Source organism: Jatrophihabitans fulvus, from assembly GCF_054781375.1.
Window position 1 is genome coordinate 357,681 of the sequence record NZ_BAAGUN010000003.1, and the last position, 25,839, is coordinate 383,519.

Annotated in this window: 23 protein-coding genes, 1 tRNA gene and 1 pseudogene; 13 read left to right on the forward strand and 12 right to left on the reverse strand. The window is 74.1% G+C overall.

Translation table 11 applies throughout. From position 1 onward, the window contains the following. Positions 1-17: 17 nt before the first annotated feature. The 4 genes from ACYVP9_RS13625 to ACYVP9_RS13640 all read left to right on the forward strand — a co-directional run bounded on the left by ACYVP9_RS13625 (position 18) and on the right by ACYVP9_RS13640 (position 3,989). On the forward strand, positions 18-1,322 hold the full coding sequence (locus ACYVP9_RS13625; protein WP_460605541.1) for a cytochrome P450: 1,305 nt from the start codon (positions 18-20) through the stop codon (positions 1,320-1,322). Positions 1,323-1,816: 494 nt separating this feature from the next. Next, complete coding sequence (locus ACYVP9_RS13630) at positions 1,817-3,520, forward strand: sensor histidine kinase (protein WP_460605407.1); 1,704 nt, start codon at positions 1,817-1,819, stop codon at positions 3,518-3,520. A 159-nt stretch (positions 3,521-3,679) separates the two neighbouring features. Then, positions 3,680-3,841, forward strand: coding sequence for a hypothetical protein (locus tag ACYVP9_RS13635; protein WP_460605408.1), 162 nt, complete (start codon positions 3,680-3,682; stop codon positions 3,839-3,841). A 73-nt stretch (positions 3,842-3,914) separates the two neighbouring features. Next, positions 3,915-3,989: transfer RNA gene (locus ACYVP9_RS13640), tRNA-Val, on the forward strand. Between the two features lie 35 nt (positions 3,990-4,024). Here ACYVP9_RS13640 and ACYVP9_RS13645 read toward each other — a convergent pair. From ACYVP9_RS13645 to ACYVP9_RS13665, 5 genes are all read right to left on the reverse strand, one after another. Continuing rightward, a complete protein-coding gene (locus ACYVP9_RS13645) occupies positions 4,025-4,591 on the reverse strand; it encodes a tyrosine-type recombinase/integrase (RefSeq protein ID WP_460605409.1) in 567 nt (188 codons plus the stop codon). Continuing rightward, a complete protein-coding gene (locus ACYVP9_RS13650; RefSeq protein WP_460605410.1) occupies positions 4,554-5,174 on the reverse strand; it encodes a phage integrase central domain-containing protein in 621 nt (206 codons plus the stop codon). The genes ACYVP9_RS13645 and ACYVP9_RS13650 overlap by 38 nt, the downstream gene beginning before the upstream one ends. 21 nt (positions 5,175-5,195) lie before the next feature. Continuing rightward, on the reverse strand, positions 5,196-5,636 hold the full coding sequence (locus tag ACYVP9_RS13655; RefSeq protein WP_460605411.1) for a hypothetical protein: 441 nt from the start codon (positions 5,634-5,636) through the stop codon (positions 5,196-5,198). A gap of 56 nt (positions 5,637-5,692) precedes the next feature. Next, positions 5,693-5,857 carry a hypothetical protein gene (locus ACYVP9_RS13660; RefSeq protein WP_460605412.1) on the reverse strand — a complete coding sequence of 55 codons (165 nt, stop codon included), beginning with the start codon at positions 5,855-5,857 and terminating at the stop codon, positions 5,693-5,695. 105 nt (positions 5,858-5,962) lie between these two features. Next, the gene (locus ACYVP9_RS13665; protein WP_460605413.1) at positions 5,963-7,336 is read right to left on the reverse strand and encodes a PLP-dependent aminotransferase family protein; all 1,374 of its coding nucleotides are present in this window, start codon (positions 7,334-7,336) and stop codon (positions 5,963-5,965) included. A 155-nt stretch (positions 7,337-7,491) separates the two neighbouring features. Between ACYVP9_RS13665 and ACYVP9_RS13670 the strand changes: the two genes are divergently transcribed. From ACYVP9_RS13670 to ACYVP9_RS13685, 4 genes are all read left to right on the forward strand, one after another. After that, positions 7,492-8,400 (forward strand): alpha/beta fold hydrolase, encoded by a 909-nt coding sequence (locus ACYVP9_RS13670; RefSeq protein ID WP_460605414.1) that lies wholly within the window; start codon positions 7,492-7,494, stop codon positions 8,398-8,400. Positions 8,401-8,644: 244 nt separating this feature from the next. Then, positions 8,645-9,325, forward strand: coding sequence for a BON domain-containing protein (locus tag ACYVP9_RS13675; protein ID WP_460605415.1), 681 nt, complete (start codon positions 8,645-8,647; stop codon positions 9,323-9,325). 21 nt (positions 9,326-9,346) lie between these two features. Continuing rightward, on the forward strand, positions 9,347-10,036 hold the full coding sequence (locus tag ACYVP9_RS13680) for a CBS domain-containing protein (protein ID WP_460605416.1): 690 nt from the start codon (positions 9,347-9,349) through the stop codon (positions 10,034-10,036). A 24-nt stretch (positions 10,037-10,060) separates the two neighbouring features. Then, positions 10,061-10,297, forward strand: coding sequence for a hypothetical protein (locus tag ACYVP9_RS13685; protein ID WP_460605417.1), 237 nt, complete (start codon positions 10,061-10,063; stop codon positions 10,295-10,297). A 46-nt stretch (positions 10,298-10,343) separates the two neighbouring features. Here the strand turns inward: ACYVP9_RS13685 and ACYVP9_RS13690 are convergent, their stop codons facing one another. From ACYVP9_RS13690 to ACYVP9_RS13715, 6 genes and pseudogenes are all read right to left on the reverse strand, one after another. After that, complete coding sequence (locus ACYVP9_RS13690) at positions 10,344-11,258, reverse strand: universal stress protein (protein WP_460605418.1); 915 nt, start codon at positions 11,256-11,258, stop codon at positions 10,344-10,346. A gap of 245 nt (positions 11,259-11,503) precedes the next feature. Then, a pseudogene (locus tag ACYVP9_RS13695) lies at positions 11,504-12,484 on the reverse strand (phosphoketolase family protein); the annotation flags it as partial. After that, on the reverse strand, positions 12,474-12,956 hold the full coding sequence (locus ACYVP9_RS13700; RefSeq protein WP_460605419.1) for a hypothetical protein: 483 nt from the start codon (positions 12,954-12,956) through the stop codon (positions 12,474-12,476). The gene ACYVP9_RS13700 and the pseudogene ACYVP9_RS13695, both read right to left, overlap by 11 nt. Before the next feature lie 14 nt (positions 12,957-12,970). Further along, positions 12,971-13,555 (reverse strand): adenylate kinase family protein, encoded by a 585-nt coding sequence (locus ACYVP9_RS13705; RefSeq protein WP_460605420.1) that lies wholly within the window; start codon positions 13,553-13,555, stop codon positions 12,971-12,973. Between the two features lie 102 nt (positions 13,556-13,657). Next, positions 13,658-14,710 (reverse strand): Acg family FMN-binding oxidoreductase, encoded by a 1,053-nt coding sequence (locus ACYVP9_RS13710; RefSeq protein WP_460605421.1) that lies wholly within the window; start codon positions 14,708-14,710, stop codon positions 13,658-13,660. Further along, positions 14,707-15,660, reverse strand: coding sequence for a universal stress protein (locus ACYVP9_RS13715; protein WP_460605422.1), 954 nt, complete (start codon positions 15,658-15,660; stop codon positions 14,707-14,709). Before ACYVP9_RS13715 ends, ACYVP9_RS13710 begins: the two co-directional genes overlap by 4 nt. Positions 15,661-15,910: 250 nt before the next feature. Here ACYVP9_RS13715 and ACYVP9_RS13720 point away from each other — a divergent pair, with 250 nt between their 5' ends. Genes ACYVP9_RS13720 through ACYVP9_RS13735 form a run of 4 tightly spaced genes read left to right on the forward strand, consistent with a single transcriptional unit; the run spans position 15,911 to position 23,196 of the window. Beyond that, positions 15,911-17,332, forward strand: a complete 1,422-nt coding sequence (locus ACYVP9_RS13720; RefSeq protein WP_460605542.1) for a cytochrome ubiquinol oxidase subunit I — start codon at positions 15,911-15,913, stop codon at positions 17,330-17,332. Positions 17,333-17,360: 28 nt separating this feature from the next. Beyond that, positions 17,361-18,407 carry a cytochrome d ubiquinol oxidase subunit II gene (cydB, locus tag ACYVP9_RS13725; protein WP_460605423.1) on the forward strand — a complete coding sequence of 349 codons (1,047 nt, stop codon included), beginning with the start codon at positions 17,361-17,363 and terminating at the stop codon, positions 18,405-18,407. Positions 18,408-18,427: 20 nt separating this feature from the next. Beyond that, a complete protein-coding gene (gene cydD, locus ACYVP9_RS13730) occupies positions 18,428-22,459 on the forward strand; it encodes a thiol reductant ABC exporter subunit CydD (RefSeq protein WP_460605424.1) in 4,032 nt (1,343 codons plus the stop codon). Continuing rightward, positions 22,456-23,196, forward strand: coding sequence for a transcriptional regulator (locus tag ACYVP9_RS13735; protein WP_460605425.1), 741 nt, complete (start codon positions 22,456-22,458; stop codon positions 23,194-23,196). The genes cydD and ACYVP9_RS13735 overlap by 4 nt, the downstream gene beginning before the upstream one ends. A 6-nt stretch (positions 23,197-23,202) precedes the next feature. Here ACYVP9_RS13735 and ACYVP9_RS13740 read toward each other — a convergent pair whose 3' ends face one another. Then, positions 23,203-24,051: a universal stress protein gene (locus ACYVP9_RS13740; RefSeq protein ID WP_460605426.1), complete on the reverse strand. Its 849-nt coding sequence runs from the start codon at positions 24,049-24,051 to the stop codon at positions 23,203-23,205. Positions 24,052-24,120: 69 nt separating this feature from the next. Here ACYVP9_RS13740 and ACYVP9_RS13745 point away from each other — a divergent pair, with 69 nt between their 5' ends. Then, on the forward strand, positions 24,121-25,827 hold the full coding sequence (locus ACYVP9_RS13745) for a sensor histidine kinase (RefSeq protein ID WP_460605427.1): 1,707 nt from the start codon (positions 24,121-24,123) through the stop codon (positions 25,825-25,827). Positions 25,828-25,839 lie beyond the last annotated feature (12 nt).

The window sequence follows — 25,839 nt, forward strand, 5'->3', positions numbered from 1 at the left end:
GAACCATGCAGACCGAGGTGCACCGGGCGGCGCGATGGGTGATCCTGCACGGGCTCGGCCGGGCGGCGACCCGCCGGTGGGCCGAGCAGGGCGACCTGCAGGCGCGGATGATCGCCGATCCGTCCGTACGGGCCGAGCCCCACGGCGTGTACGAGCAGATCCGGGCGCAGGGCCGGCTCAACCTGACGCGCATCGGTTACGTCACCGCCACGCACGCGGTCGCGAACCAGGTGCTGCGCTCGGACGACTTCCGCACGACCTCGGTCAGCAGCAGCGTCCTGCCGCAGTTGCAGTGGATCGAACGGCACACCCGCAACGGCGCGCTGCACCCGCTCGAGCGACCGTCGCTGCTGTCGACCGAACCGCCGGACCACACCCGCTACCGCAAGCTGGTGTCGTCGGTGTTCACCGCCCGCGCCGTCGCCGCGATGCGCGACGACGTCCAGACGGTCGCCGACCGCCTGCTCGACGACATCGCCGCCGACGGCGGCACCGTCGACATCGTCGAGCGGTACTGCGCCCAGCTCCCCGTCGCGATCATCAGCGACATCCTCGGGGTGCGCGAGCGCGATCGCGCGAAAGTGCTCGAATTCGGCGACCACGTCGCGCCCAGCCTCGACTTCGCCCTGCCCTACCGGACGTTCCGCACCGTCGAGCGCGGCCTCGCCGGCTTCGACCGGTGGTTGGGCGAGCACATGGAGACGCTGCGCCGCGATCCCGGTGACGACCTGCTGAGCAAACTGATCACCGCCCGCATCGACGGCGAGGCGCTCTCCGCCACCGAGCTGCGCGCGACCGCCGGGCTCGTCCTCGCGGCGGGCTTCGAGACCACCGTCAACCTGCTCGGCAGCGGGACCAAGCTGCTGCTCGACCATCCCGAGCAGCTCGCCGTCCTGCGCGACGACCCGTCCCTGTGGGCGAACGCGGTCGACGAGGCGCTGCGCTACGAGTCGCCGGTGCAACTCACCGGGCGCGTCGCCGATCGCGACGTCGAGATCGACGGGCAGCACGTCGGGCGCGACTCGTTCGTCGCGATGATCCTCGCCGCCGCGAACCGCGACCCCGAGGTCTTCGAACGTCCGGACGAGTTCGACGTCCGCCGGCCCAACGCGAACAAGCACCTGGCCTTCTCCGGCGGACGGCACTTCTGCCTCGGCGCCGCGCTGGCCCGTCTCGAGGGCGAGGTGGGGCTGCGCAGCCTGTTCGAGCGCTTCCCCGACATCGCCGCCGCCGGGTCGGGCACCCGCCGCCGCACCCGGGTGCTGCGCGGGTGGGCGAGCCTGCCGGTGCGTCCGGGACTGCCCGCCCGCGCCCACGCCTGAGCGTCGCCGGCGTGAGCCTCGGCGGCGGCGACGCTGCGCGAGCACCGCAATTCGACCCGGTCGTGCGCCGGAAAACGACTGTTCGCCGAATAGCGGACCTTTCGCGCGGCGTCCGATAGGCGGCCATTCCGACACATCGAGGGCGGGCCGCCGTGCCCCGTTCGCGCCCCTTCCCGGCGCGTCACGGGGGGCGGGAGCGGGCCGGCGGGCGGGGGAAATGGCCGTTCCGGTCCCGATTCGCGCCGGATAGGAACGGTGTCGAGAGTGACCATGCGTTTCGCTACCGATACGCTCCGAGTGGCTCGGAATTGCGGTAGCGACAAACGCCCGCATCATTGCGAAGTGGTGGTTTCTGCGTGACAGCGGCGCACCCCGGCGATCAGGTACCGGTAACGGTGCCTGCCTCGTCGACGGATGCCGCCCCACCCCGTGACCGACCGACGCCGTCGGAGCGTTCCCGTCCGTCCGCCGCGTCCGTCAACGGCAGCCCAGGAGTGAACGGCGCCGTCCACGACGACGTGACCGCGCACATCATGGTGAACGACGACGAGCGTCCCGCGCCGACGCCGACGCCGACGTCCACCGAACCGGACGGTCGTACGCCCACCGAGACGGAGACCGCCGGGCCGGAGGCCGACCGCGTTGCGGTGGGCGAGACCGCCACGCTGGTGCCCCCGCCGTTCCCGCAGCGTCACGGCTCGATGCCCCGCCTCGCGTTCGTGTGCGCCGCCATCGCCACGGTGCTCGCGGTGCTGGGCCTTCTGGGCTGGGTGTTCGACGTCGAGGGGTTGCGCCAACTGGTGCCCGGCCAGATCGGGATCCGCGCCAACTCCGCCATCGGCCTCGGCCTGGCGGGTGTCGCGTGGATGGTGCGGGGCCGCCTCGGCGCTGCCATCGCCGTGGTGCCGCTCGGCCTGGCCCTGGTCAGCCTGTTCGAGTACGCCAGCAGCCTGTCCGTCGGCATCGACGAACTGTTCTTCGACGCCCCCGGCGATGTCGACCATCCGGGCCGCCCGTCCGTGGCGACGCTGATCTGCATCGCGGTGGTGAGCCTGCCGCGGGTGTGCAGTGGGGGAGGCTTGCGGCTGCGTCGGATCTGTCAGGGCTTCGGTGTCGTCGCGCTCGTGCTGGCCGCCGTGGCCCTGCTCGGGTACCTCTACGACGTCCGCACGCTGTACCGGTCGCAGTCGGCCACGACGCTGCCGCTGCACACCGCGCTGGGCACCGCCCTGCTGGGTCTCGCCGTACTCGCGAGTGTCGACGGCGGCATCCTCACCTGGGTGTTGCGCGGCCGCGACGCGGGCGCTGTGCTCATGCGCCGCCTGCTGCCGCTGGCGGTCGTCGGCCTGCCGCTGATCGGTCTGGGGACGCTGGTGGCCCGGCGCATCGGCTGGCTCGAGGGCGTCGGCACCTCGATCGCGATCGTGATCGTGCTGTGCGCGCTCGCCGTCGGCTACCTGTCGTGGGTCGCCGCGCGCCGCATCGCCCGCGTCGACCGCCGCCGTGAGGCGACGCTGCTCGAGCTCACCGAGCTCAAGGACGACCTCGAACGCCAGGTCGTCGAGCGGGCCGGGCAGCTCGAGCGCCACGGCGGGCACATCGCCGTCCTCGAGGACCGCCAGCGCATCGCGGCCGACCTGCACGACATCGTCATCCAGCGGCTGTTCGCGGCCGGCATGTACCTGCAGGGCGCGAACCACCCCGGTGCCGACCCGGACGTGCGGGCGCGGGTCAGCACCGCGGTCGAGGCCATGGACGTCGCCATCAAGGACCTGCGGCAGTCGATCTTCGAGCTCGGCGGCGGACGGTCGCTGATGCCCATCGACATCACCACGGCCGTCGACGAGATCTGCCACGAGGCCAGCCGCATCCTCGGTTTCAGTCCCGACGTCCTCGTCGACGATCCCGACTTCGAGGCCGAGACGGTCCGCGACGACCTGCTCGCCGTGCTGCGCGAGTCGCTGGCGAACGTCGCCCGGCACGCCGCCGCCTCGGCCGTCGATGTTGCCGTCCGCGCCGCTGACGGCCAGGTGAGCCTGACGATCACCGACAACGGCAAGGGCATGGGCGTCACCACGCACAACAGCGGCACCCGCAACATGGCCGAGCGGGCACGCCAGCGCGGCGGTGACTGCACGTGGGCGAACGTCGAGCCCAGCGGCACCCGCGTGCACTGGCGCGTTCCCGCCGCGACCTGAGCCCCGACGCGGCTCGTTCGTACGCAGGACGTGCCCGCTCACCGTTCTCTTCGCGGTTCCCGGGCACGGTGGCTGCGTGCGGTGTGAACCCGCCGACCGTTGCGGGAAGGGTGGGGTCGTGACCGGGTGTGACACGTGAGGAAGAGGCACGGAGACGTCATGAACCGGTCGAGCGACGACTACCACGACGAGTCGTGGCCCCAGATCGCCCCGGCGCGGCCGCGCAGCGGCTCCGCCTCGCCCCGCTCGCACGAGCGGGAGGACGAGACACTGCCGGACGCGGACGTCGTGGAGCTGCGCGTCGCGCGCGACCGTTCGTGATCGTGGGTACCCGGGTGCGGACGGCCGCGGGCGGCCGGTAATCTTGCCGACGCCGCGTTCGCGCGGACGTCCCGGGCGATTAGCTCAGCGGGAGAGCACTGCCTTCACACGGCAGGGGTCACTGGTTCGATCCCAGTATCGCCCACCATCTACAGGCCCCGGAAACACTGGGGTACAGGCGGTTCAGCCGGACCACTCCGCCTCCCCCGATCCGGTCGGCGCAACGCTGGGGCAACGCCAGCGCGAGCACGGAGCGCCGAGAGCCGCCGTCCGACCGCCTCGAGATCGTCCGGGAACAGGTCCGCGCACACGTCCAGCGTGATCGCCGCCGACCCGTGTCCGAGCATCCGCTGCCGCCTTCACGTTCGCGCCGGCCGACGACGCGAGCGACGCCGCGGTATGCCGCAGCTCGTGTGGAGTCAGACCGACGGCACCGGCCGCCGCGGCCGCCCCGTTGGACCAGTCGCGTCGAGCGTTCCGGTTCCGCAGCACACCACCGTCGGGCACGGTGAAAAGCAACTCGCCCGGGCCGCGGCCGTCGACGAACGTGGCGAGCTCGGCGGCGAGCATGTCCTCGACGGGCACCCACCTGGCCTTGTGCGACTTCGGCGACCCCCACGTCAGCCCGGCCCCGTCAACCTCGCCGGCAGCGGACGACACAGTGAGCCGCCGGCGGGCGGGGTCGAACGACGCGACGCGCAGCGCGGCCACCTCAGACCAGCGGAGACCGCAGTAGGCGAGCACGAGCACGACGAGCCGGTACTGCGGGCGGGCGACGTCGGTGGAGCGGCGCGGACGGCCTTCCGGGAGCGTGCCGGCGGCCGTGGCCGTGATCTCGACCTGGCCGGGGGTGAGGTACCGCTTCCTGGCCGAGTCGGGGCGGGGGAAGCGTGACGCCGCGCGCAGGGTTCGACGACAGCCGTCGTGTCTTCACCGCGTGGTCGAGGACGGCGGCGAGCACGCCGTGGACCTTGCGGACGGACGCCGCCGCGGCGCCGTCGGTGACGAGTTGCGCGATCCATCCCTGGACGGCCTCGTGCTCGACCTGGGCGAGGGTGACGTCACGCCATCTGGGGAGGACGTGGTCGTCGAACGCGACGGTGTAACGGGCGCGGGTGGACGCCTTCAGGTTCACCTTCGACTCGAGCCACTGCTGCGCGAGCGTGCCGATGGTGACGCTTGCTCGTGCGGGGTCACGAACGTGCCGGCGAGCTTCGACGCTTCGACGGTGAGGAACCGTTCGGCGTCGACCTTTCGTGCGAAGGTCTGTTCCGCTGCTTGACCTCGGCGGTGCGGTAGTGGGCCCGCCACGCGAGCTTCCCGGCACGCTCACGCTTCTCGACCAACGACAACGTCAGGATCCGTTCCGAAGGTTTCTGATGCTTAGCAGCGCTACCTTCCGGACGGTCACCGTGCGCGGGACGCCTGGGTAGGTGCACGCCGTATTGATGGCGCCGACGAGGACATAGCCGATGTCGCCCAAGTCTTTGGCCTTCGTGACCGCGAAGTACTCCGCGACGATGACCTTGTTCTGCTGTGTGGTCACGTTCCAATCAGCGCACGTCGCCGTGTCGTAGTTGTCGACGATGTCGGACGGTCGAGGCCGGGGCTTGACCGCCCGCGTCGTCGGCCCCGGCGCAGGCTCGGTGTAGCCGTAGGTGTCGCCCACCGCCTCGCTCACGCACGCGGCGTCACACGAGGGCACCGAGTCGTCGGTCTCGCTCGTCTCGCCGCCAGAAGACGAGCAGCCGGCAAGGGCCAGCACAGCCGCCGCCGCGCAGATCACCTTCTTCATGCGACACCCCCCCGGTGCTTGTCGACCATCAGCTTCACCCAACGGAACTTGGGGTGCTACTCAAGGGCGCGGCGGGCCACTTCAATGAAGACCTGTTCGGCACCGACCAACGCCGTCTTGAGGTTTTCGATCTCTGCGTTGGCGACCTCCGGTTTGCCCTGACACTCGGCAACAAGATCGACTTCGGATGCTGGTTCCGGCACACCGTAGGTGTACCGCACCGGTATGCGGAGCGTCGCCCCGATCGCCGGCCCACGCTCGGGGAAGCGGAGGATGCCGTCTACACGCCCGCGACACCGACCCGCGGTGAGAGCCGCCTGGCGGCCCTAGTGGTGGAAGGACGCCGGTCCGCTGCGGCCGGCCGCGCCGCTGTCGTTCTGCAGCGTCCCCACGACGGTGCGCAGGTCGTCCAGGAAGAGGTCGGCCAGGTCCCGGGAGAAGCCGTTGCGGCACACGACGCGCAGCACGTTCAGGTCCTGTCTGTTCTCGCAGAAGGCGTAGGCAGGCACCTGCCAGCCGTGTTCGCGCAACCCTCGTGAGACGGCATAGACGTCCCAGTCGGTGACGTCGTCGGCCGTCGTGAACGCGAACACCGGCAGTTGGTCGCCCCGGGTGATGAGCCGGAACGGACCCATGGCCTCGACCTCGCCGGCCAGGTGGGTCGCGACGTCGCGGGAGGCCTGCTGGACGGCGCGGAAGCCGTCGAAACCGAGCCGGAAGAACGTGTAGTACTGCGCGATCACCTCACTGCCCGGACGGGAGAAATTGAGGGCGAAGGTCGGCATCTTCCCGCCCAGGTAGTCGACGGTGAACACGAGATCGTCGGGCAGGGCCTGCTTGTCGCGCCACAGCGCCCATCCGACGCCGGGGTAGACGAGGCCGTACTTGTGACCGCTGGTGTTGATGGACGCCACCCGCGGCAACCGGAAGTCCCACACCAGCTCCGGGTCGAGGAACGGCGCGATCATGCCGCCGGACGCGCCGTCGACGTGGATGGGCACGTCCGGTCCGCCGGCCGCCGCCAGGTCGTCGAGTGCGGCGGCGATGTCGGCGACCGGCTCGTAGCTGCCGTCGAAGGTCGAACCCAGGATCGCGACCACGCCGATGGTGTTCTCGTCGCACGCGGCTGCGGCCTCGGCGGCACCGAGGTGGAGCCGATCTCCCTCGACCGGGACCATGCGTGGCTCGACCTCCCAGTACCGGCAGAACTTCTCCCAGCACACCTGGACGTTCGCGCCCATCACCAGATTGGGCCTGCGCGACGGGTCGTGCCCGGTGCGCGCCTGCCACCGGCGCTTGAGCGCCATGCCGGCAAGCATGCAGGCCTCGCTCGACCCGGTCGTCGAGCAGCCGGTCGGGTGCTCCGGGTCGTCGGCGTGCCACAGGTCGGCCAGGATCGACACGCACCGCTGCTCGATGGCCGCCGTCTGCGGGTACTCGTCCTTGTCGATCATGTTCTTGTCCATCGACTCGGACATCAGCCGCTGCGCTTCGGGCTCCATCCAGGTGCCCACGAACGTGGCCAGATTGAGCCGCGCGCTGCCGTCGAGCAGCAGCTCGTCGTGGATGAGCTGGTAGGCGACGTGCGGCGGTACCGACTCCCGCGCCAACCTCGTGTGCGGTGCTCTGACCTCGCGGCCCAGCGACGGGTCGGCGAGCCCGACCATCGGGTTGCTGTGGCCGCTGCGGTGTCGAGGCATCGTGCTCCTGCTCATGGGTCCGCCGGGTGCGCAGTCGTCATACCCCGTGATGTCGAACCGTCACGCCGGACGCCGACCGGTCGCCTCGATGACGAAATCGAGACGTGGAGTGCACCTGGTCCGAGCGATGTGGTCCTGTGCGCGACACTGACCCGATGGGCGTGTCGGACGGCGTGGTGATGCGTGACGGGCGCCGCGTGGCCTTCAGCCTGTACGGCGCCGACCGTCCCCGGAAGACGATCTTCGAGTACGGCACACCCGGGGTGCGTCACCTGTCGCCGCAGCTGGTCGCGGCCGCCGACCGGGCTAACACGGCACTGCTGGTCGTCGACCGGCCCGGTTACGGCGACTCCGATCGCCTGCCGGGTCGGCGGGTGGTGGACGTGATCGGCGATGCCGCCGCGGTGCTCGACACCGTGGGGTGGCGGCGTTGTGCGGTGTGGGGCGGTTCAGGCGGTGGGCCGCACGCCCTGGCGCTGGCCGCCGGACTGCCCGAGCTGGTCAGTTGCTGCGCCAGCGTGGTGGGTCTGGCTCCCATGGATCCGGACCGGTTCGACTGGTTCGACGGGATGTCGCCCGGCAACGTCCGCGAGTTCGAAGCCGCCGCCGACGGCGAGGCCCGGTACCGCCCGCTGGTGCAGCAGTTGGCCACCGAGGCCGTCGACGCGATCGAACTGGGCGGGACCCAGGTCGCCGAGGACTACGAGCTACCGGACAGTGATCGTCGTGCGCTCGCCGATCGCCGGGCCGAAGCCGGGTACGTGCAGCGCATGCGGGCCACCTATGCCGACGGCATCGACGGCTGGGTCGACGACGGTGTGGCCTTCACCCGCCCGTGGGGATTCGACCTCGCAGCGATCGAGGTTCCGGTCAGCATCTGGTACGGCCGCCACGACGTCCTCGGCCCCCGGAGCCACCCCGAACATCTGCTCGGCGCCATCCGCGGCGCCGAGCGTCACGAGCTGCCGGGCGGCCATGTGCTCGGCGACTCCGACCTCGACTCGATCTACGCCTGGCTCGCCGGGCAGGGCTCCGAGGGCGAACCGGTACGTCGGGCTGGGTGAGTCCTGCGAGCCAGGTGCCTACCGCCCGCGCCGGACAGCCGGGGTCTGCCGGCCGACGTTCGGCACGGCCGGACGGAGTCGTTGTCCCCTTCGCCGATCGACCGGCCACGGCCGACGGGTGGCGGTGCGACGGCGCGTCCACCGCGGGCCTGCGCGTGGTGCCCGGGACATGACGGGGCGCGGCCGGGCCGAGCGGGGGCGAGGGACCCTGCCCGTGCCGGTGGGTCGGCCCGACGATGACCGCATGACCGGTCCCACGAATGCCCCCGCGCAGGAACACGTCCACACCGACCACCAACTGCAGGCGGCGGTGGTGCGGCGTCTCGACTGGTCCGACGAGGTCGAGGCCGAGCACGTCGGCGTCGGCGTCACCGACGGCGTCGTCACGCTCGCCGGCCAGGTCGATTCACCCGCCGAGGCGGACGCCGCCGTCAGCGCCGCGACCGCGGTCAAAGGGGTGTGCGCCGTGGTCGACGAGCTCGTCGTCCGTGCCGGGGGGCTGTGGCACGACGCCGACATCGCCAGGGAGCTGCAACGTCGGCTGATCGCCCTGCGCGTCGACGGCGGCCCGGCGGTCCACGCGACCGTGCACGCCCGGTCGGTGACCGTGCGTGGCGACGTCAGCGGCGTCGCCGACCGGGACGAGGTGCTGGCGCTGGTCGCGCGGGTGCCGCACGTGGCACAAGTGGTCGTCCAGACGACCGTCGAGCCGACGCCGTCGCCGCTGCAGGTCCGCGCGAGCGTCACGGCCGCCCTGGAGAACGCCGCCCAGGGCGAGGGGCGCCGGCTGCGCATCGACGTCGACGGACACACCGTCGTGCTCAGCGGCACGGTGCACTCGTCGTACGAGTCGCGGGCGGCCGAGCACAGCGCCGCGTCCGTACCGGGCGTCGTCCGCGTCGACAACAACCTCACCGTCGTGTGAGCCACCGCCAGAGGAGCTGCCATGTCCGTCACCGTCGGCGACGTCATGCACCGCCACGTCGAAGCGCTGCACCCGAACGACACGTTCAAACACGTGGTCGAGGTGCTGACCCGGAACGCCGTGCGCGCCGCCCCGGTGTTCGACGACACGGACCGCGTCGTCGGGGTCGTCTCCGAGTCGGACCTGATGATCGCCCGGCTCCCCGAGGGCAGGCACAGCTCCCGCCGGGAACCGCTCCTGCCCTGGCACCGCCACCACACCGACACCGCCGACACCCTGGACGCGGCCGTGCTGATGTCGAGCCCGGCGGTGCTGACGACGCCCGACGCGACCGTGCTGCGCGCGGCGCGCACCGCGCACTCCCACGACGTGCGGCAGCTGCCGGTGGTGTCGCCCGACGGGACCCTCGTGGGCATGGTCACCCGGCTCGACCTGCTGGGCGTGCACCTGCGCGACGACGACGAGATCCGCGCCGAGATCACGTCCGACGTGCTCGCCGGACAGTTCTCGCTGACGCCGGGCACCGTCGACGTCACCGTGCACGACGGCGTCGTCACGCTGATCGGCCGGCTCGGCTCCGGCTCCTTCCGCGCCGACCTGCGCGCCGTGGTCACCGCGGTGCGCGGCGTGGTCTCCGTCGTCGATCACCTCACCGCGCCGCCGGACGCCCGCCGTCCCGACGACCCGTTCCACGCCGGCGTCTTCTACTGAACGGCGGCGCGTAGTGCCCGGCTGGTGCCGCTCGAGTGCGTGGCGCCGGTGGACGTCGCCGCCGCCCGCGCCGAGGCACGCCTGAGAGCCGGCGGGTCGGTCAGCGATGCGGGCGAGGCGGCCGCCCGGGCCCTCGCGGCGGGCCGTGCGGCGTGGCCGTCGGCGCACGCGGTCGACACCTCCGGTGGACCCTGCGAGGCGGTACGGCAGGCGGCGGCGCTGGTCGGTCCCGGGTCCGGCCGGGTGACGGGCGGTCGCTGAGGGCAGATCGGCGCCGGCGACCGCGTCGCCCCCGGTCGGTGCGGGTTCACCGCCCGTGGACGACGGCGACCGGGCAGTCGGCGTGGTGCAGGGCGGCCTGCGTCGCCGAGCCCAGCATCCGGCCCAGCCGGGGGTGACGCGGCCCGCCGCCGACGACGAGCAACGCCTCGCCGCGCGACGCCTGCACCAGACCCAGCGACGGGCGTTCGATCACCAGCGACCTCTCGACGCGGACGTCCGGGTACTTGTCGCCCCAGCCCGCGACCGCCTCGGCCAGCCATGCCTCCGCGAGGTCGTCCGGGAGGCCCGTCGACATGGCCTCCTCCATCAGGTAGCCGTCGGGTCGCCAGCAGGTGACCGCCCGCAGCGGCAGGCCGTGCGCGGACGCGTGATCGAACGCGAAGGCCAGCACGTCGGGCATGGAGCGCGAGCCGTCGACACCGACGACCACACCCGGTTCGGCGCGCGGGGTGGCTTCGGGCGCGGGGCGCACGACGACGACCGGGCCGATCGACCGGGCAGCCACCAGCGCGCTGACCCGGCCGACGACGGTGGCCGCGTAGCTCGACATCGGGCGCGCGCCGACGACGAGCAGGTGGGCGTGCTGGGCGGCGCTCGCGAGCACCTCCTCCACGAGCCCGTCGACGACCGAGGTGCGGACGTCGAGCTGCGGGTACAGCGTCCGGGCGCGCGACTCGGCGACCCGCATCGCGCGCCGCGCGCCGCGCTCGAGCTCGCGGGTCAGGAAGCGGTCGGCCGACGACTGCCAGGGCAGCGTCTGCTCGCGCAGGTGGAAGGTGCGCAGCACGTGCAGCGGACGGTTCCGCAACGCGGCCTCCGCGGCGGCCCACTCGAGTTCGCGTCGCCCGCAGTCCGCACTGCCGATGCCGACCGCGATCACCCCGTGCAGGGCCTCGGGCTCGAGCCGGTCACCGGGCACGGTGGTGGGGGTGGTCGACATGGCGCAACTCCTTCCGGACCGGGGCCGGTTCGTCCGGCCGTCGGGTCGAGTCAAGTCGTGTCCGCCGCGGTGTCGCAGTGCCCAAGGCCCGGGTCGGCCCGGGTCGTTCGGCGGGTGGGCACGACCGCGACCGAACAGCCGGCCCGGCGCACGAGGGTGTGCGCGAGCGACACCGGGTGGCGGCGCGGGTGTGCTGCGCGCGCGCCGCCGACGACCACGAGGTCGTGGTGCGCCGCGGCGGCGAGCAGCCCGTCGGCGGCACCGGTCCGCAGCACGGTGCGGCGCACCGGGACGTGCGGGTGGCGTTCCCGGCCTTCGGCCAGCACCTCGTGCCACAGGACGGCGTCCCGGCTGCCGGGCTGGTGGCAGGTGATCGCGTGCAGCGGCACGCCGGCTGCGGCGGCGTGCTCGAAGGCGAACGCGAGCACCCGCCGCGCCTCGTCACCGGGGTGGACGTCCGCCGGGTAGTCCCCGGCGACCACGACGGGGGCGCAGCCGTGGCCGCGCAGCAGGTCGAGCAGGTCGCGTTCGGGGATGCGGGCCAGCACGCTCGGGTTCGCGATCTTCCAGCCGTTGAGGTGCAGCACGGGCAGCACGGCGCCGTCCGTGCGGGCGTCCAGGAACCGCGTCGAGGACCACGACGCGGCCAGCGGGCCGGTCTCGGCCTCGCCGTCGCCCACGATGCACACGGCCAGCGCGTCGGGGGAGTCGAGGACGGCTCCGAAGGCGTGCGCGAGCGAGTACCCGAGCTCGCCGCCCTCGTGGATCGAACCCGGTGTCGACGGCGCGGCGTGACTCGGCACCCCACCGGGGAACGAGTACTGGCGGAACAGCCGCGCCATCCCGGCGGCGTCGCGCGTGATCGACGGGAAGCGCTCGGTGTAGCTGCCGTCCAGCCAGCTGTTCGCGAGCAGTGCCGCGCCACCGTGTCCGGGACCGGTCACCAGCAGCACGTCGAGGTCCCGGTCGCGGATCACGCGGTTCAGGTGGGCGTGGACGAGGTTGATGCCCGGGGCAGTGCCCCAGTGACCCAGCAACCGGGGTTTGACGTGATCGGGCAGCAGCGGTTCGCGCAGCAGCGGATTCGCCGCGAGGTAGAGCTGCCCGGCGCTCAGGTAGTTCGCGGCACGCCAGTACGCGTCGACGGCGCCGAGCCGGTCGTCGAGCCGGTCGCCGGGGTGGTCGTCGGGGTGGTCGTCGGGCCGGTCGTCGAGCTCAACCCGCATCGACGGACGCCTTCGTCGTGCGGTCCTGGAGGCCGGCGGCGTCCGCCCGCACGGCCGCCCACAGCTGCCGTCCCGTTCCGGTGTCGCTGTAGCCGAGGGCGCACGCCCGCCGCCGCACGAGGTCCCACATGTGCAGCGTGCCGACGGCCCCGGCGGTCCGGCCCGCGGACGATGTCGGCTCGCCGGAGACGCGGACGGTGGCGACCGTGCCGAGGGTCGGGTCGTCGGCGAGGGTGAGCGAGAGCTGCAGCGGGCGCAGGTGCTGCCGCAGTCCGGCGACGACGAGTTGCCCCGCCACCAGCTCGGCCGCGTCGGCCACCGGCACGGGCAGGTCGGCGCTCACGCACGCGTCGTGCACGGCTCGGCGGGCCACCCGCGGCGCGTGGACGGAGGTGGCGAGCCTGGCCCGCAGCAGGGGGCGGGCGCACGTGTCCGGCTGGGCCGGCGCCTGCCGGTCGATCGTCGTCGTCATGGGGTGTGCCTCCGTCAGGCGGGCACGGACCGCGCGAGGTCCGGCAGTTCGTCGAGGACGTCTCGGGTGACCGCCGCCGGCGCCCCCGACCCGTCGACGACGCGCAGCAGGCCGGCGGACCGGTAGTGCTCGAGCACGGGTGCGGTCGCGGTGTCGTAGACGTCGAGGCGGCGGCGGATCACCTCGGCGGTGTCGTCGGCGCGGCCCTCGTCCGCACCGCGGCGCAGCATGCGCGCGACCAGGTGCCGGCGGGGCACGTCCAGCTGGATCACGCGCCGCAGACCGCATCCGGCGTCCTCGAGCGCGCTGTCCAGGACGGTGGCCTGGCCGAGCGTGCGGGGGAAGCCGTCGAGCACGTAGCCGGCACCGTCCGCCGCCGCCACCGCGGCAGGCAGCAGGAGGCGCAGCACGATCTCGTCCGGGACGAGCTCGCCGGCGGCGAGCAGGTCGCGGACCTGGCCCCCGACCGCGGTGCCGTTGGCGACCTCGCGTCGCAGCAGGTCTCCCGTCGACAGGTGGGCGGCGCCGTACAGGGCGGCGATGCGGGTGCCCTGGGTGCCCTTGCCCGAACCGGGCGCGCCGATCAGCAGCAGTCTCACGAAGTCGTCCTCTCCGAAGGTGGACTGCCACCGTCTCCCGGCGGGGCCGCCGACCGCAGGGCTGTTCGCCCCGTTCGTCCAGGGACGGTTCCGAGCCGGCGATCACGCGCGCGAGACGACGTCCTCGTACGCGCGCCGCGGCGTGGCGGGGACGGCGGGCGCCCGCCCCGCCCGCAACAGCACCTGGGGGTGCGACTCCAGACCGAGCAGGTCGCGCAGCGCGACGCACGTGTCGCGCACCTCGACCAGCTGCGAGAGCGGGCTCGCGCTGTACTCGTGGCGCGCCAGCTCGAGCCATGCCCGCTCGAGCGCCTCGCCCGCGCGCAGCCACGCCCGCGGGCCGTCGGTGTCGGTGCAGAACAGCAGCAGGGTCTGCTCGCCCGGGATCTCCGGGTCCGAGGGCAACCAGCCCACGCCGTGCCCGTCGAAGGCGCGGACGTGCAGGTGCCCGTAGGAGTCGTCGGCCGGGGCGGAAGCGGCGGAGGCGGTGGACGCCGTGGACGCGGTGGACCCGGTGGATGCGAGGCCGTGCGGCAGGCCGGCGGCCTGCAGCCCGTCCGGACGGCGCGGGTCGTCGCTCACCCAGCGGTCCAGTTCGGCGCGGTAGCGGTCGTCGCTGTTCTCCACCTCGTCGGCGAGGGCGCCGAGCCGGGCCACGGTGTCGTGACGGGCCGGATCGACCACGACCAGGTGCGTGTCCTCGTCGCGCGCCGCCCGGGTCACCGCGTCCAGCAGCTCCGGGGGGACGACGGGATCGAGGAAGACCCGGCGGTTGGTGTGCCTCCGGTCGGCCACGTCGTCCAGCGGCGCGACGGGTTGCCAGCCCGTCGGCTCGCCGACGACCACCCGGGCCAGCAGGTCCGGCCGGCGGGCGTCGGGGAAGCGGACGACGATCGGGCGGTACCCGTCGGCCGCGATGGCGGCGCGCGCGTTGAACAGGGCACAGCCGCAGCTGATGGTGAGCTGCCGGTGCCGCGGGTCCAGCACGGGCAGGGACCGGTCGGTGTCGGCGTACAGGTCGAGCCGGTCGTCGTGCAGTTCGATGCGCCAGGGCTGCGTGTTGTGCACGGACGGCGCGAGCAGGGCCCGCCGCGCGGCCCGCTCGGCGGCCTCCTGGGGCGTGGCCCGTTCCTGCCGGCCGTCCGGGCCGGTCACGGTGTTTCCGTCGCGACGGCCGCGGTCGCGACGGGGACGGGCGCCTCGTCGGTGGCCTGCGCGTGCAGCACGACGACCGGGCAGGTCGCGTGACGCAGCACGGCCTGCGCGACGGACCCGAGCAGGGTCGCCGTGCGCGCGTGCCGCCCTCGACACCCGATGACGACCAGGTCCTCGCCGCTGCTCTCGTCCACGAGCACGGCGGCGGGATGGCCCTCACGGACGGCCGGATGGACGCGCACGCCGGGGTGGGCACGCCGCGCCGGCGCGATCGCGTCCGCGAGCCGGCGCTCGTCCTCGGTGCGGTCGCGCTCGGGTCGCCATGCGATCCCACCGGACGGCGCGTGCCCGTGCACGAGCACCGCCCGCACGTCCAGGCCGTGGCGGTCCGCGTACGCGAACGCCCACTGCACGGCGCGCTCGGACGCAGGTGAGCCGTCGACGCCGACGACCACGTGGTGCGGCTCGCCGGCGAGGCCGCCGGGACCCTTCACCACGACCACCGGACCGTGGGCCGCGGCGGCCACGGCGTGCGCGGTCGACCCGAGCCCCAGCTCGGCGATCGCGGTGTGCCGGCGCGACCCCACCACGGTGACTGCGGCGTCGGCTGCACGCCCGGCGAGGACGCCGACCTCGTCGCCGTCCACGAGTCGCCGGGTGACCTCCAGGTGCGGGTGGCGTTCGGCCACCGCGGCCGCGGCGGCGGTCAACAGCTGCTCGGCGTCGGCGCGCAGCTCGGCACGCAGGGCGGCGTCGTACATGACCTCGTGCGGGGCGAAGCGGTCGGCGAACACGAAGGCGCGCCGCAGCTCCAGGTCGACGCCCCGTGAGGCCGCCTCGTCCGCGGCCCACTCCAGGGCGCTGCGGTCGGCGCTGCCCGCGACGCCGACCCCGGCGCCCACGCCGACCACGATCGGTCCGTGACGGTCCTGCGCGGACGACTCGCTCATGACGTTCCCCTCTCCGTCCCGGCGCCGCCGTCGACGCCCGTCCCTACGTCACGCCGCGCGGCACGGGTGGGGGAGGGCCGGTCGACCACAGCCGGCCGGGATGCGTCCGGGCCCGACCCACCGGCCGGGACATCACTGGGTCGAAGGACCCAGGACGGTCGGGTTGCACGACCCTGCGCACCCGCGCGCGCGGCCGCGAGGGTGGACGTATGGCCGCCCGGACCGGGCGTCGGAACGAGGAGGGATGCCCGTGGACGCGCTCATGCTGGGCCGTTGGCAGTTCGGGATCACGACGGTCTACCACTTCCTGGTGGTGCCGGTGTCGATCGGCATGACCGGCCTGGTCGCCGCGATGCAGACGCTCGCCTACCGCAACCGCGACAACGAGCGCGGCGCGCAGTGGGAGCGTTCGACGCGGTTCTGGGGCCGCATCATGCTCGTGATCTTCGCGCTGGGGGTCGTGACCGGCATCGTCCAGGAGTTCCAGTTCGGCATGAACTGGTCGCGCTACTCGCGCTTCGTCGGCGACATCTTCGGTGCCCCGCTGGCGATGGAAGGACTTATCGCGTTCTTCCTCGAATCCACGTTCCTCGGCCTGTGGATCTTCGGACGCGACGTGCTGCGGCCGAAGGTGCACCTCGCCACGATCTGGCTGGCCGCGGCCGGCACGACGATCAGCGCGTACTTCATCCTCGCCGCCAACAGCTTCATGCAGCACCCGGTCGGGTTGCGCTACGACGCCGGGCAGAACCGCGTCGAGCTGACCTCCATCTGGAAGGTGCTGACCAACAAGACACAGCTGGTGACGTTCCCGCACACGGTGCTGGCGGCGTACATGACCGCGGGCGCGCTGCTGATCACCGTCAGCGCCTGGCACCTGCGCCGCCGGGGCGAGCGCACCGACCCGGTGCACCGCGGCGCCCTGCGGATGGGTCTCGCGGTCGTGCTCGCCGCCGGCCTGGCGACGTCGGTGGTCGGGCACTTCCAGGCCCAGGTCATGACCGAGCAGCAGCCGATGAAGATGGCGGCGGCGGAGGCGCTCTGGGACACCACCGACCACGCGTCGTTCAGCCTGTTCGCGTACGCGAACGTCGAGGAGGGCCGCAACAAGGTCGACCTCGCCATTCCGGACGGGTTGTCGATCCTCGCCACGAACCGTCCGGGCGGCACCGTCCAGGGCATCAACGACGTGCAGGCCGACTCGGTCGCGAAGTACGGCAAGGGCAGCTACGTGCCGGTCGTGTGGCTCGCCTACTGGAGCTTCCGGCTCATGATCGGGTTCGCGGTGCTCGCGCTGCTGATCGCCGCCGCCCTCGTCGTGCAGTGGCGCCGCGGCCGGCTGGAACGCAGCCGCCGGCTGCTGCGGCTCGCCACCTGGTCGGTGGCGCTGCCGCTCGCCGCGAACGCCATGGGGTGGATCTTCACCGAGACCGCCCGGCAACCGTGGCTCGTGTACGGGTTGCTGCGCACCGAGGACGGTCTGAGCCCGGGAGTGGGGGTGGGCTTCACCCTCGCCAGCCTCGTCGGCTTCACGCTCGTCTACGGCGCGCTGGGCGTCGTCTGCTTCCGGATGGTGCGGCGCTTCGCCCTCGCCGGACCCGACCCCGAGCCCGCGGCGCCCACCACGGCACCGACGGTCACGCCCGACACCGACCCGGCCCGCCCGGTCTGACCCTCACACGAAGGACAGGGAGACAGTCATGGTTGCGTTCTGGTTCGGCGTCATCGCCGTCCTGTGGGTCGGGTTCTTCGTCCTCGAGGGTTTCGACTTCGGCGTCGGGGTGCTGTTGCCCTTCGTCGCCCGCACCGAGGCCGAGCGCGACGACGCGCTGCGCACGATCGGCCCGGTGTGGGACGGCAACGAGGTGTGGTTGCTCGTGGCCGGCGGTGCGACGTTCGCGGCCTTCCCGGAGTGGTACGCGAGCGTCTTCAGCGGCTTCTACCTCGCCTTCGTGCTGCTGCTCGCAGGCCTGATCGTGCGGGGCATCGGCATCGAGTACCGGGGCAAGGCGGCGACGGCGACCGGACGGAGGTGGTGCGAGGCCGGCGTGGTCGTCGGTTCGCTGCTGCCGGCCGTGCTGCTCGGCGTCGCCTTCGCGAACTTCGTGCGCGGTGTCGAGCTGAACGCCGCCCACGACATGACCGGTGGGTTCTGGAGTCTGCTGTCGCCCTACGCGCTGCTGGGCGGGGTGACGAGCCTGGCCCTCTTCGCCCTGCACGGCGCGCTGTTCCTGCGGTTGCGCACCCACCCGGGGTCGTTGCACGACGCGGCGCGCCGCGCGGCGACGCTGCTGTTGCCGGCAGCCGGGGTCGTGACCGCGGGGTTCCTGGTGTGGACGTCGATCGAGCGCATCAGCCCGGTCAGCGGGGTGCTGGCGGGCGCCATGGTGATCGCGCTGGTGGCGGTCGCGGCCTACCGCACGCGACCCGGAGTGGCGTTCACGCTCAGCACGGTCGTCGTCGGGCTGCTGCCGGTGACCGCGTTCGCGGCGATGTGGCCGGACGTGCTGCCCGCCCGCAACGGCGACGCGCTGTCGCTCACCGCGCAGCAGGCGGCGTCGAGCCACCACACCCTGGTCGTGATGACGGTGGTCGCGCTGGTCATGACACCGGTGGTGCTCGCTTACCAGGCGTGGACCTACTGGGTGTTCCGCGCGCGGGTGGGCGTCCCGGCCGCTGCCGCGGGCGACCACCCGCTGCGCGATCGCGCCCGCGACGCCGCGCGGCACGGCCTCGGCCCGTCCTGATGGACCGGACGACGCGTCGCGTGCTGCTGCGTGCCTCGCGGACGGCCCGCCGGCTGGTGCCCGCGATGGCGATCGTCGCGATGCTGACCGCCGCGCTGGTCGTCGCCCAGGCGGCGCTGCTGTCCGCGGTGGTGACCGACGCCGTGACCGGCCCGCACGTCGTGCCGGTCGCCGCCCTGGCCCTGCTCGCCGGTGTGCTCGCGCTGCGAGGCGTGGTGACGGCGATCGGGTCGTACACGGCCGCCCGGGCGTCCGTCCGCATCCGCGCGGAGCTGCGCGGTGCCGCGCTGTCGGCGGTGGCGGTCCGCCCGGAGGGCGTGGCCGACCCGGCCGCCGTCGCGCAGGCCTGCGGCCCCGGGCTGGACGGGATGGACGGGTTCGTCGCCCGCGCCTGGCCCGCTCGCGTCAGCGCCGGCGTGGTGCCGGGCGTGGTGCTGGCGGCCGTCACCTGGGCCGACTGGCGCAGCGGCGTCGTGCTGTTCGTGCTGCTGCCGCTCGTGCCCCTGTTCATGGTGCTGATCGGGGTGACTACCCGCGACCGCGTGGCGCGGCGACACGAGCAGCTCACCCGGCTCGGCGGCCGCTTCGTCGACACGCTGCGCGGCCTGGTGACGCTGCGGGCCTACGGCCGCGACGCCGAACGGCAGCGCGACCTCGCCCACAGCGGCGAGCAGCTGCGGCGGCACACGCTCGCCGAGCTGCGCGTCGTCTTCCTGTCCGGCGCCGCCCTCGACCTGATCACCACCCTGTCGGTCGCCGTCGTCGCGGTCGAGGTCGGGTTGCGCCTGGTGTCGGGCGCGGTGCCGCTCTCGACCGCGCTGGTGGTGCTGCTGCTCGCTCCGGAGTTGTTCGCGCCGCTGCGCGCCGCCGGCACCGAGCACCACGCGGCGCAGGACGGCGCCGAGGCGGTGGCACCGGTGGCGGCGCTGCTGCAGACCACCGCCCCGACCGGCCGCACCGGCGGGGAGGAACCGTCCGACGGCGGGCCACCGTCCGACGGCGATCTCGTGCTCGACGCGGTGACCGTGCAGCATCCCGGCCGGCCGGAGCCCGCGCTCGACCGGGTCGACCTGCGGCTGCGCGCCGGAGCGGTGACCGCGCTGGTCGGTGCGAGCGGGGCGGGCAAGAGCACCGTGCTGGCGCTGCTGCGCGGTGTCCTCGCCCCGACGTCGGGGCGCGTGACGGCCGGCACGCACCCGCTCGACGCGGCCACCGCAGCCGACGCAGCCGACGCAGCCGACGCGGACGCCTGGCGGGCGCAGGTCGCCTGGCTGCCGCAGCGCCCCCGCCCGACCCGCCCGACGGTCGGGGACGAGGTGCGGCTCGGCGACCCGCAAGCCACGGACGCCGACGTCGCCGACGTGTGCCGCCGGTGCGCCGCGCCGCCGCCGCACACGGTGCTCGCCGAGGACGGCCACGGTGTCTCCGCCGGCCAGCGACGGCGCATCGCGCTGGCGCGGGCGGTGCTGCGCACCGAGGCGGTGGCGCGGGCCGGCGGGCGTCCGCTCGTGCTGCTCGACGAGCCCAGCGAGGACCTCGACCCCGGCACCGAGCGGGTCGTCGCGGACGTCGTCCGCACGCTCGACCGCCGCGCGACGGTCGTCGTCGCCTCCCACAGCGCGGCCGTCGCCGCCCTGGCCGACGACGTCGTCACGCTCGCCGACGGCCGGGTCCTCGCGGCCGAGCGGCGGCACGCCGTGCCCCGCCCGCGCGCCACCGCCCCTGTCGCGGTCGCCGCCGTGACGGGCCACCGCCGCCCGGCGGACGTGCTGCCGGGGCCACCGCCGCCCGCACCGCGCGCGCCGTCGCTGCGGTCGCTGCTGACCGGCGCCGGGGCGCTGCGTCCGGCGGGGGCTGCGATCACATGGTCCGCCGCCTCGGCGCTGGCGGGGCTCGGGCTGATGGCCGCGTCGATGTGGCTGATCCTGCGGGCCTCCACCCACCCCGGGGTGCAGGCGCTCGCGGTGGGCGTGGTGGCGGTGCGGGCGTGCGCGATCGCCCGTCCGATCGCCCGTTACCTCGAACGGCTGCGCGGCCACGACGCCGCGCTGCGCGCCCTCGCCGCGTCCCGGGTCGCGGTGTTCGGCGCGGTGCGCCGCGGCGGGCTGCCGGATCTGGGACGCGGTGATCTGCTGCGGCGCTTCGTCGCGGACGTCGACGGCGTGCAGGACGCGCTGGTGCGCGCGATCGTGCCGTCGGCCGGGGCGGCCCTGGGCGCTGCCGGCGGCATCGTCCTCGCCGCCGCCGTCTCGCCGGTGGCGGGATGGGTGGTGGGCGGCGCGGTCGTCACCGTGGCGGCCGCCGCGGCCGTCCTCGCCGGGTCCGGCGGACGGTCCGCCGAGTCCGCCGCCGCGGCGGCCGGTGCGCGCGACCGCGAGGTCGCGTCCCTCGTCGAGGGCCTGGAGGAACTGCAGGCCTACGGCGCGACAGCGGACGCGCTGCGGCGGGTGTCCGACGCCGAGCGTCGGGTCGCGCGCCGGTCACGCCGCGCCGACCTGGACGGCGCCTTGGGCGCGGCGGCGACCGACCTGGTCGCGGCGGTGGCGCTGCCCGCGCTCGTCGCGGCCGGTGCGGCCGCCGTCCGCGGTGGCAGCGGGATCGAGACCGTGGGACTGCTCGTGGCCGCCGGGTTGGTCGCCTCGGACGCGATCGGGCAGTGGCCGCGGGCGGCCGTCGCGTGGCGGCGTGCGCGGGCCGCGTCGGCGCGCGTGGCCGCCGTGACCGGCCGGCAACCGGACCTTCCCGCGCCGGGCACGTCCGAGGACGCACCGGTCGGCACGCGCGACGACGTCGCGCTGCGGATGCGGCACGTGACGGTGGCCCCCGCCGCGGGTGTCGAGCCGGTGGCCCGCGACGTGACGATCGACCTGGCCACCGCCACCTGCACCGCCCTCGCCGGTGCCAGCGGCAGCGGCAAGACGACCCTGCTCGCCGGCGTGCTGGGACTGACGCCGCTGCGCCGGGGGACGGTGTCGGTCCGCGACGGGGCGACGTTCGTCGACGTCGCCCGGCTCGTGCCGGCGCGGCGGGCCGAGCTGGTGGCCGGGTCGCTGCAGGGCGACCACGTCTTCGACGCGACGCTGGCCGAGAACCTGCGGCTGGTGCGCCCCGACGCGACCGACGCCGATCTCGACGCCGTCGCGGTGGCCGCCGGCCTCACCCCCCTGGTCGCGACGTTGCCCGAGCGGTGGCAGACCCGTGTGGGTGTCGACGGCCGCGAGCTCAGCGGCGGGGAGCGGCAGCGGTTGCTGCTCGCGCGCGCGGTGCTCTCGGACCCGGCCGTCCTCGTGCTGGACGAGCCGACCGCGCACCTCGACGCCGCCACCGAGGCCCACGTGGTGGCGACGCTCGAACGGCTCGCCGCGGGACGGACGGTGCTGCTCGCCACGCACCGTGCCGCGGTCACCGCGCACGCCGACCGGCTGCTCGTGCTCGAGGACGGTGCCGTGTACGACAGCGTGAACGACCCCGCGCGCGGCCCCGTCCGGTCACCCGGCGTCGTCGCCGTCGCCGGGAAGGTCGAGATCGACGATGCACGTGGCGCCCGCCGCGTGCGTCCGGTAGGCCCGCGCCCGGCCGCGCAGCTCCTCCAGCAGCTGGGAGTCGCCGAGCGGGACGGCGACCGTCACGTGCTCGCCCGCCCGGACGTCCGGATGGCGGAACAACTGCTCGACCGCTCGCGCCCTGGCCTCGGCCGGCAGGTGGCCGGCGGGGACGTGGAACCCGGCCCGGCGGACGCTGCCGGTGACCTCCACGTCGACGGTGATGTGCTGGCCGGTGACGTGCCGGCCGGTGATGCCCTCACCCATGGCGTGCTCCCTCGTTCGGTCCCACCGCCATCGTCGGTCGTGCCGGGCGAGGAACCGACGGACGTCCGACCGGTGTCGTCCCGGACGGTCCCGGATCCGGCCGGGACCCCACCCCACGTGCCGGACCGCCCGCTCGCGGCGGGCCTGTCACCCGGACCGTCCCGCCGCGGCGTCCGCGGGCGCCCGTCCCCCGTTACCGTTGTCCCGCCGCGTCGTCCGGCGGGGAGAGGCTGGCCACGATGACCGACGAGACACTCGACAGCACCACCGACACCACCGAGACCGGAGACACCGGTGACGCCGGCGACACCGGCGACACCGGCGACGCCGGCAATGTCGTCCGCATCTTCCTGCTCGACGACCACGAGGTGGTGCGTCGCGGCATCGGCGAGCTCCTCGAGACCGTTCCGGAGTTCGAGGTGGTCGGCGAGGCGCGCACCGCGGCCGAGACGCTGCCGCGCGTGCTGGCCTGCCGCCCGCACGTCGCCGTGCTCGACGCCCGGCTGCCCGACGGCAACGGCATCGACGTGTGCCGCGACATCCGTGCCGCGTCACCGAGCACCTACTGCCTGATCCTGACCTCGTTCGACGACCACGACGCCGTGCTGGCCTCGGTGCTGGCGGGCGCGTCCGGCTACGTGCTGAAGGAGGTCGGCACCGCCGACCTCGTCGACGCGATCAAGCAGGTCGCGCGGGGGCGGTCGCTGATCGAGCCGTCGGTCATCTCGCAGGTGCTCGAGCGCGTCCGCAAGGGGTCGCCGACGCAGCACCGGCTCAACCAGTTGACCGCGCGCGAACGCGACGTGCTCGACCTGATGGCGGACGGCCTGACGAACCGGCAGATCGGCGACCGGCTGTTCCTGGCCGAGAAGACGGTCAAGAACTACGTGTCGTCGCTGCTCGGCAAGCTGGGGATGGAGCGCCGCACGCAGGCGGCCGTGTTCGGGGCGGAGGCCCGCCGTGACCGCGAGATCGACTGAGCGCGGTCACACCGGCTCGGGCGCCGCCGGCACCGGCACGGGGACGGCGGCCACCGGGCACGGCAGGTGCCGCGTCGCCCACGACGTCAGCGGACCGGTGCGCGAGAGCCAGTGCGTCGACTCGCGCCGGCACCCGAGCACGACGAGCGACGCGCGGCGGCCCGCGCGGCGCAACGCCGTCTCGACGGGCGTGTCGACGAACCGTTCGGTCACCCGGACGTCGGGGAACTCCTCGGCCGCCGTGCCCACGACGACCGAGAGTGCGGCCAGCTCCCCGGTCTCGCTGTCCATGGGCAGCAGCGGCAGACCGCCGACGTACCCGAACGTGACCGACTGGTCGCTCCACGCGCGCAGCGCCACGAGCTCCACCCCCGCACGACCCGCCTCCGCGCAGGCGAAGCGCATGGCCGCCAGGCCGCCGCGGGTGGGGGAGGCGGCCAGCACCACCGGCCCGTCGGTCGTCCGGGGCCGGCGGTCGTCCCGCCCGGGGACGACGATCACCGGCACGGACGACCGCGACATCAGGGTGTGCGTCACCGACCCGATGCGGGCCGGGGCGGTGCGCCGCCGGCTGCGGCCCAGCACGCTCGAGGTCGCGGTGGCGGCGACCTCGGACATCACCCGGGACGGATCGCCGACGACGACGTCCGCGCGGCCCTCGACGCCGAGACGGTCAAGCATCGCGCTCGCCCGGTGCCGCACCTCGGTCGCCGCCGCTGCCGCGGCCTCGTCGCGGGCCACGTGCACCGCGAGCAGGTGCCGGGCGGTGCGCCGGGCGTGGTGCGCGGCCCACTCCAGTGCCTGCCACGACGCGGCCGAACCGTCGAGGCCGACGAGGATGCGTTCCGGTGCCATGCAGCGACCCTGGTCGGGGCCGCCGGTGGCCCCCAGTGGCCATGGACCTTGCCACGTCGGGACCCCGTCGTGACCGGCCCGGAACCGCACCACCCGCCGCTCGACCTCGGCGCCGTCATCGACGGCGAGGACGAGGGATCGGAACACGTCCGGCAGGTGCAGGACCGGCTACAGGCGCTGCTGTCCGCGATCGAGGACGTCCAGAGCGTCTCGCTGGAGACGACGCTGCGGCGCATCGTCGAGTCCGCGTGCCGGCTCGTGCACGCCCGCTACGGCGCGCTGGGCGTCATCGGCACGGACGGCCGGCTCGAACAGTTCGTGCACGTCGGCGTGACCGACGAGCAGGCCGCCGCCATGGGTCCGCTGCCGCGCGGCCGCGGTCTGCTCGGTGCGCTCGTCCAGGACCCGCGGCCGATCCGCCTTCGTCACATCACGGACGACGCGCGCTCGGTCGGGTTCCCCGACCACCACCCGCCGATGGACTCGTTCCTCGGCGTCCCGGTGCACGTGGCCGGCGAGGTGTTCGGCAACCTCTACCTGACCGACAGCGCGGCGGGGGAGTTCACCGCCGCCGACGAACAGCTGGTCGTCGCCCTCGCCGTCACAGCCGGCAACGCCATCAGCAACGCGCGCCTGTTCGAGGAGTCCCGTCGCCAGCAGGAGTGGCTCGCGGCGTCCCTCGAGATCGGCCAGCAGCTGCTGCGCGACACGGGTGAGGACCCGCTGCGCCTGATCGCGCGCCGCGCCATCGAGATCGGCGACGGCGACCTCGTCACCGTCGCGCTGCTCGACCGGGACCGGGGCACCCTGGCCGTCGAGCAGGCCCTCGGGCTCGGCGCCGACCAGCTGCTCGGACGCCAGTTCCGGGTGGAGCAGACGCTGTCGGGCCTCACGGTGCAGAGCGGCGATCCGATGCTCTTCGAGTCCGCGGAGGACCAACCGTCCGAACGCAACTCCTACCTCATGCGCGCGCTCGACGCGGGGCCGCTCATGCTGGTGCCGCTGCGCGGCGACGACACCGTGCGTGGCGTCATCAGCCTGGCCCGTCGTCGCGGTCGCCGGCCGTTCACCGACATCGACCTCGCGATGACCGCCGGCTTCGCGTCGCACGCGAGCGTGGCCCTCGAGCTGGCCGATACCCGGGCCGCCGCCCAACGGGCCATGCTGCTGGAGGAACGCGACCGCATCGCGCGCGACCTGCACGACCACGTCATCCAGGAGCTGTTCGCGGTCGGCGTCCGCATCCAGGGGCTGGCGGCCCGGTTGCGTGACGATCCCGATCGCGCCGCCCGCGCGCGGGAGTGCGTGGCCGACGTCGACCGCACGATCCGGCGCATCCGCACGACGATCTTCGGCTTGCGGGAGCCGGCGCCGCAGGACGACGCGGACGGGCTGCGTCACGCCCTGCTCGAGCTCGCCTCCGACCTCACCCCGGCGCTCGGGTTCGCCCCGCACGTCACCTTCAGCGGTCTCGTCGACGTCGTGCTGCGTCCGGACGTCGCCGCCGACGCGCTCGCCGTGGTGCGTGAGGCGCTCACCAACGTCGCGAAGCACGCCGCGGCCTCGGACGCGTCCGTCGACGTCGCCGTCGACCGCGCCGGCGTGACCGTCACCGTCGAGGACGACGGCATCGGCATGGCGTCGGCCCCGGCCCGCCGCAGCGGCATCGCGAACCTGCGTGCGCGGGCCGCGCATCGCGGCGGCACGTGCGAATTCGACACGGGGCGGCGCGGCGGCACCCGTGTGCGGTGGTGGGTCCCGACCGACGCACCGTGAGTCACGGGACGG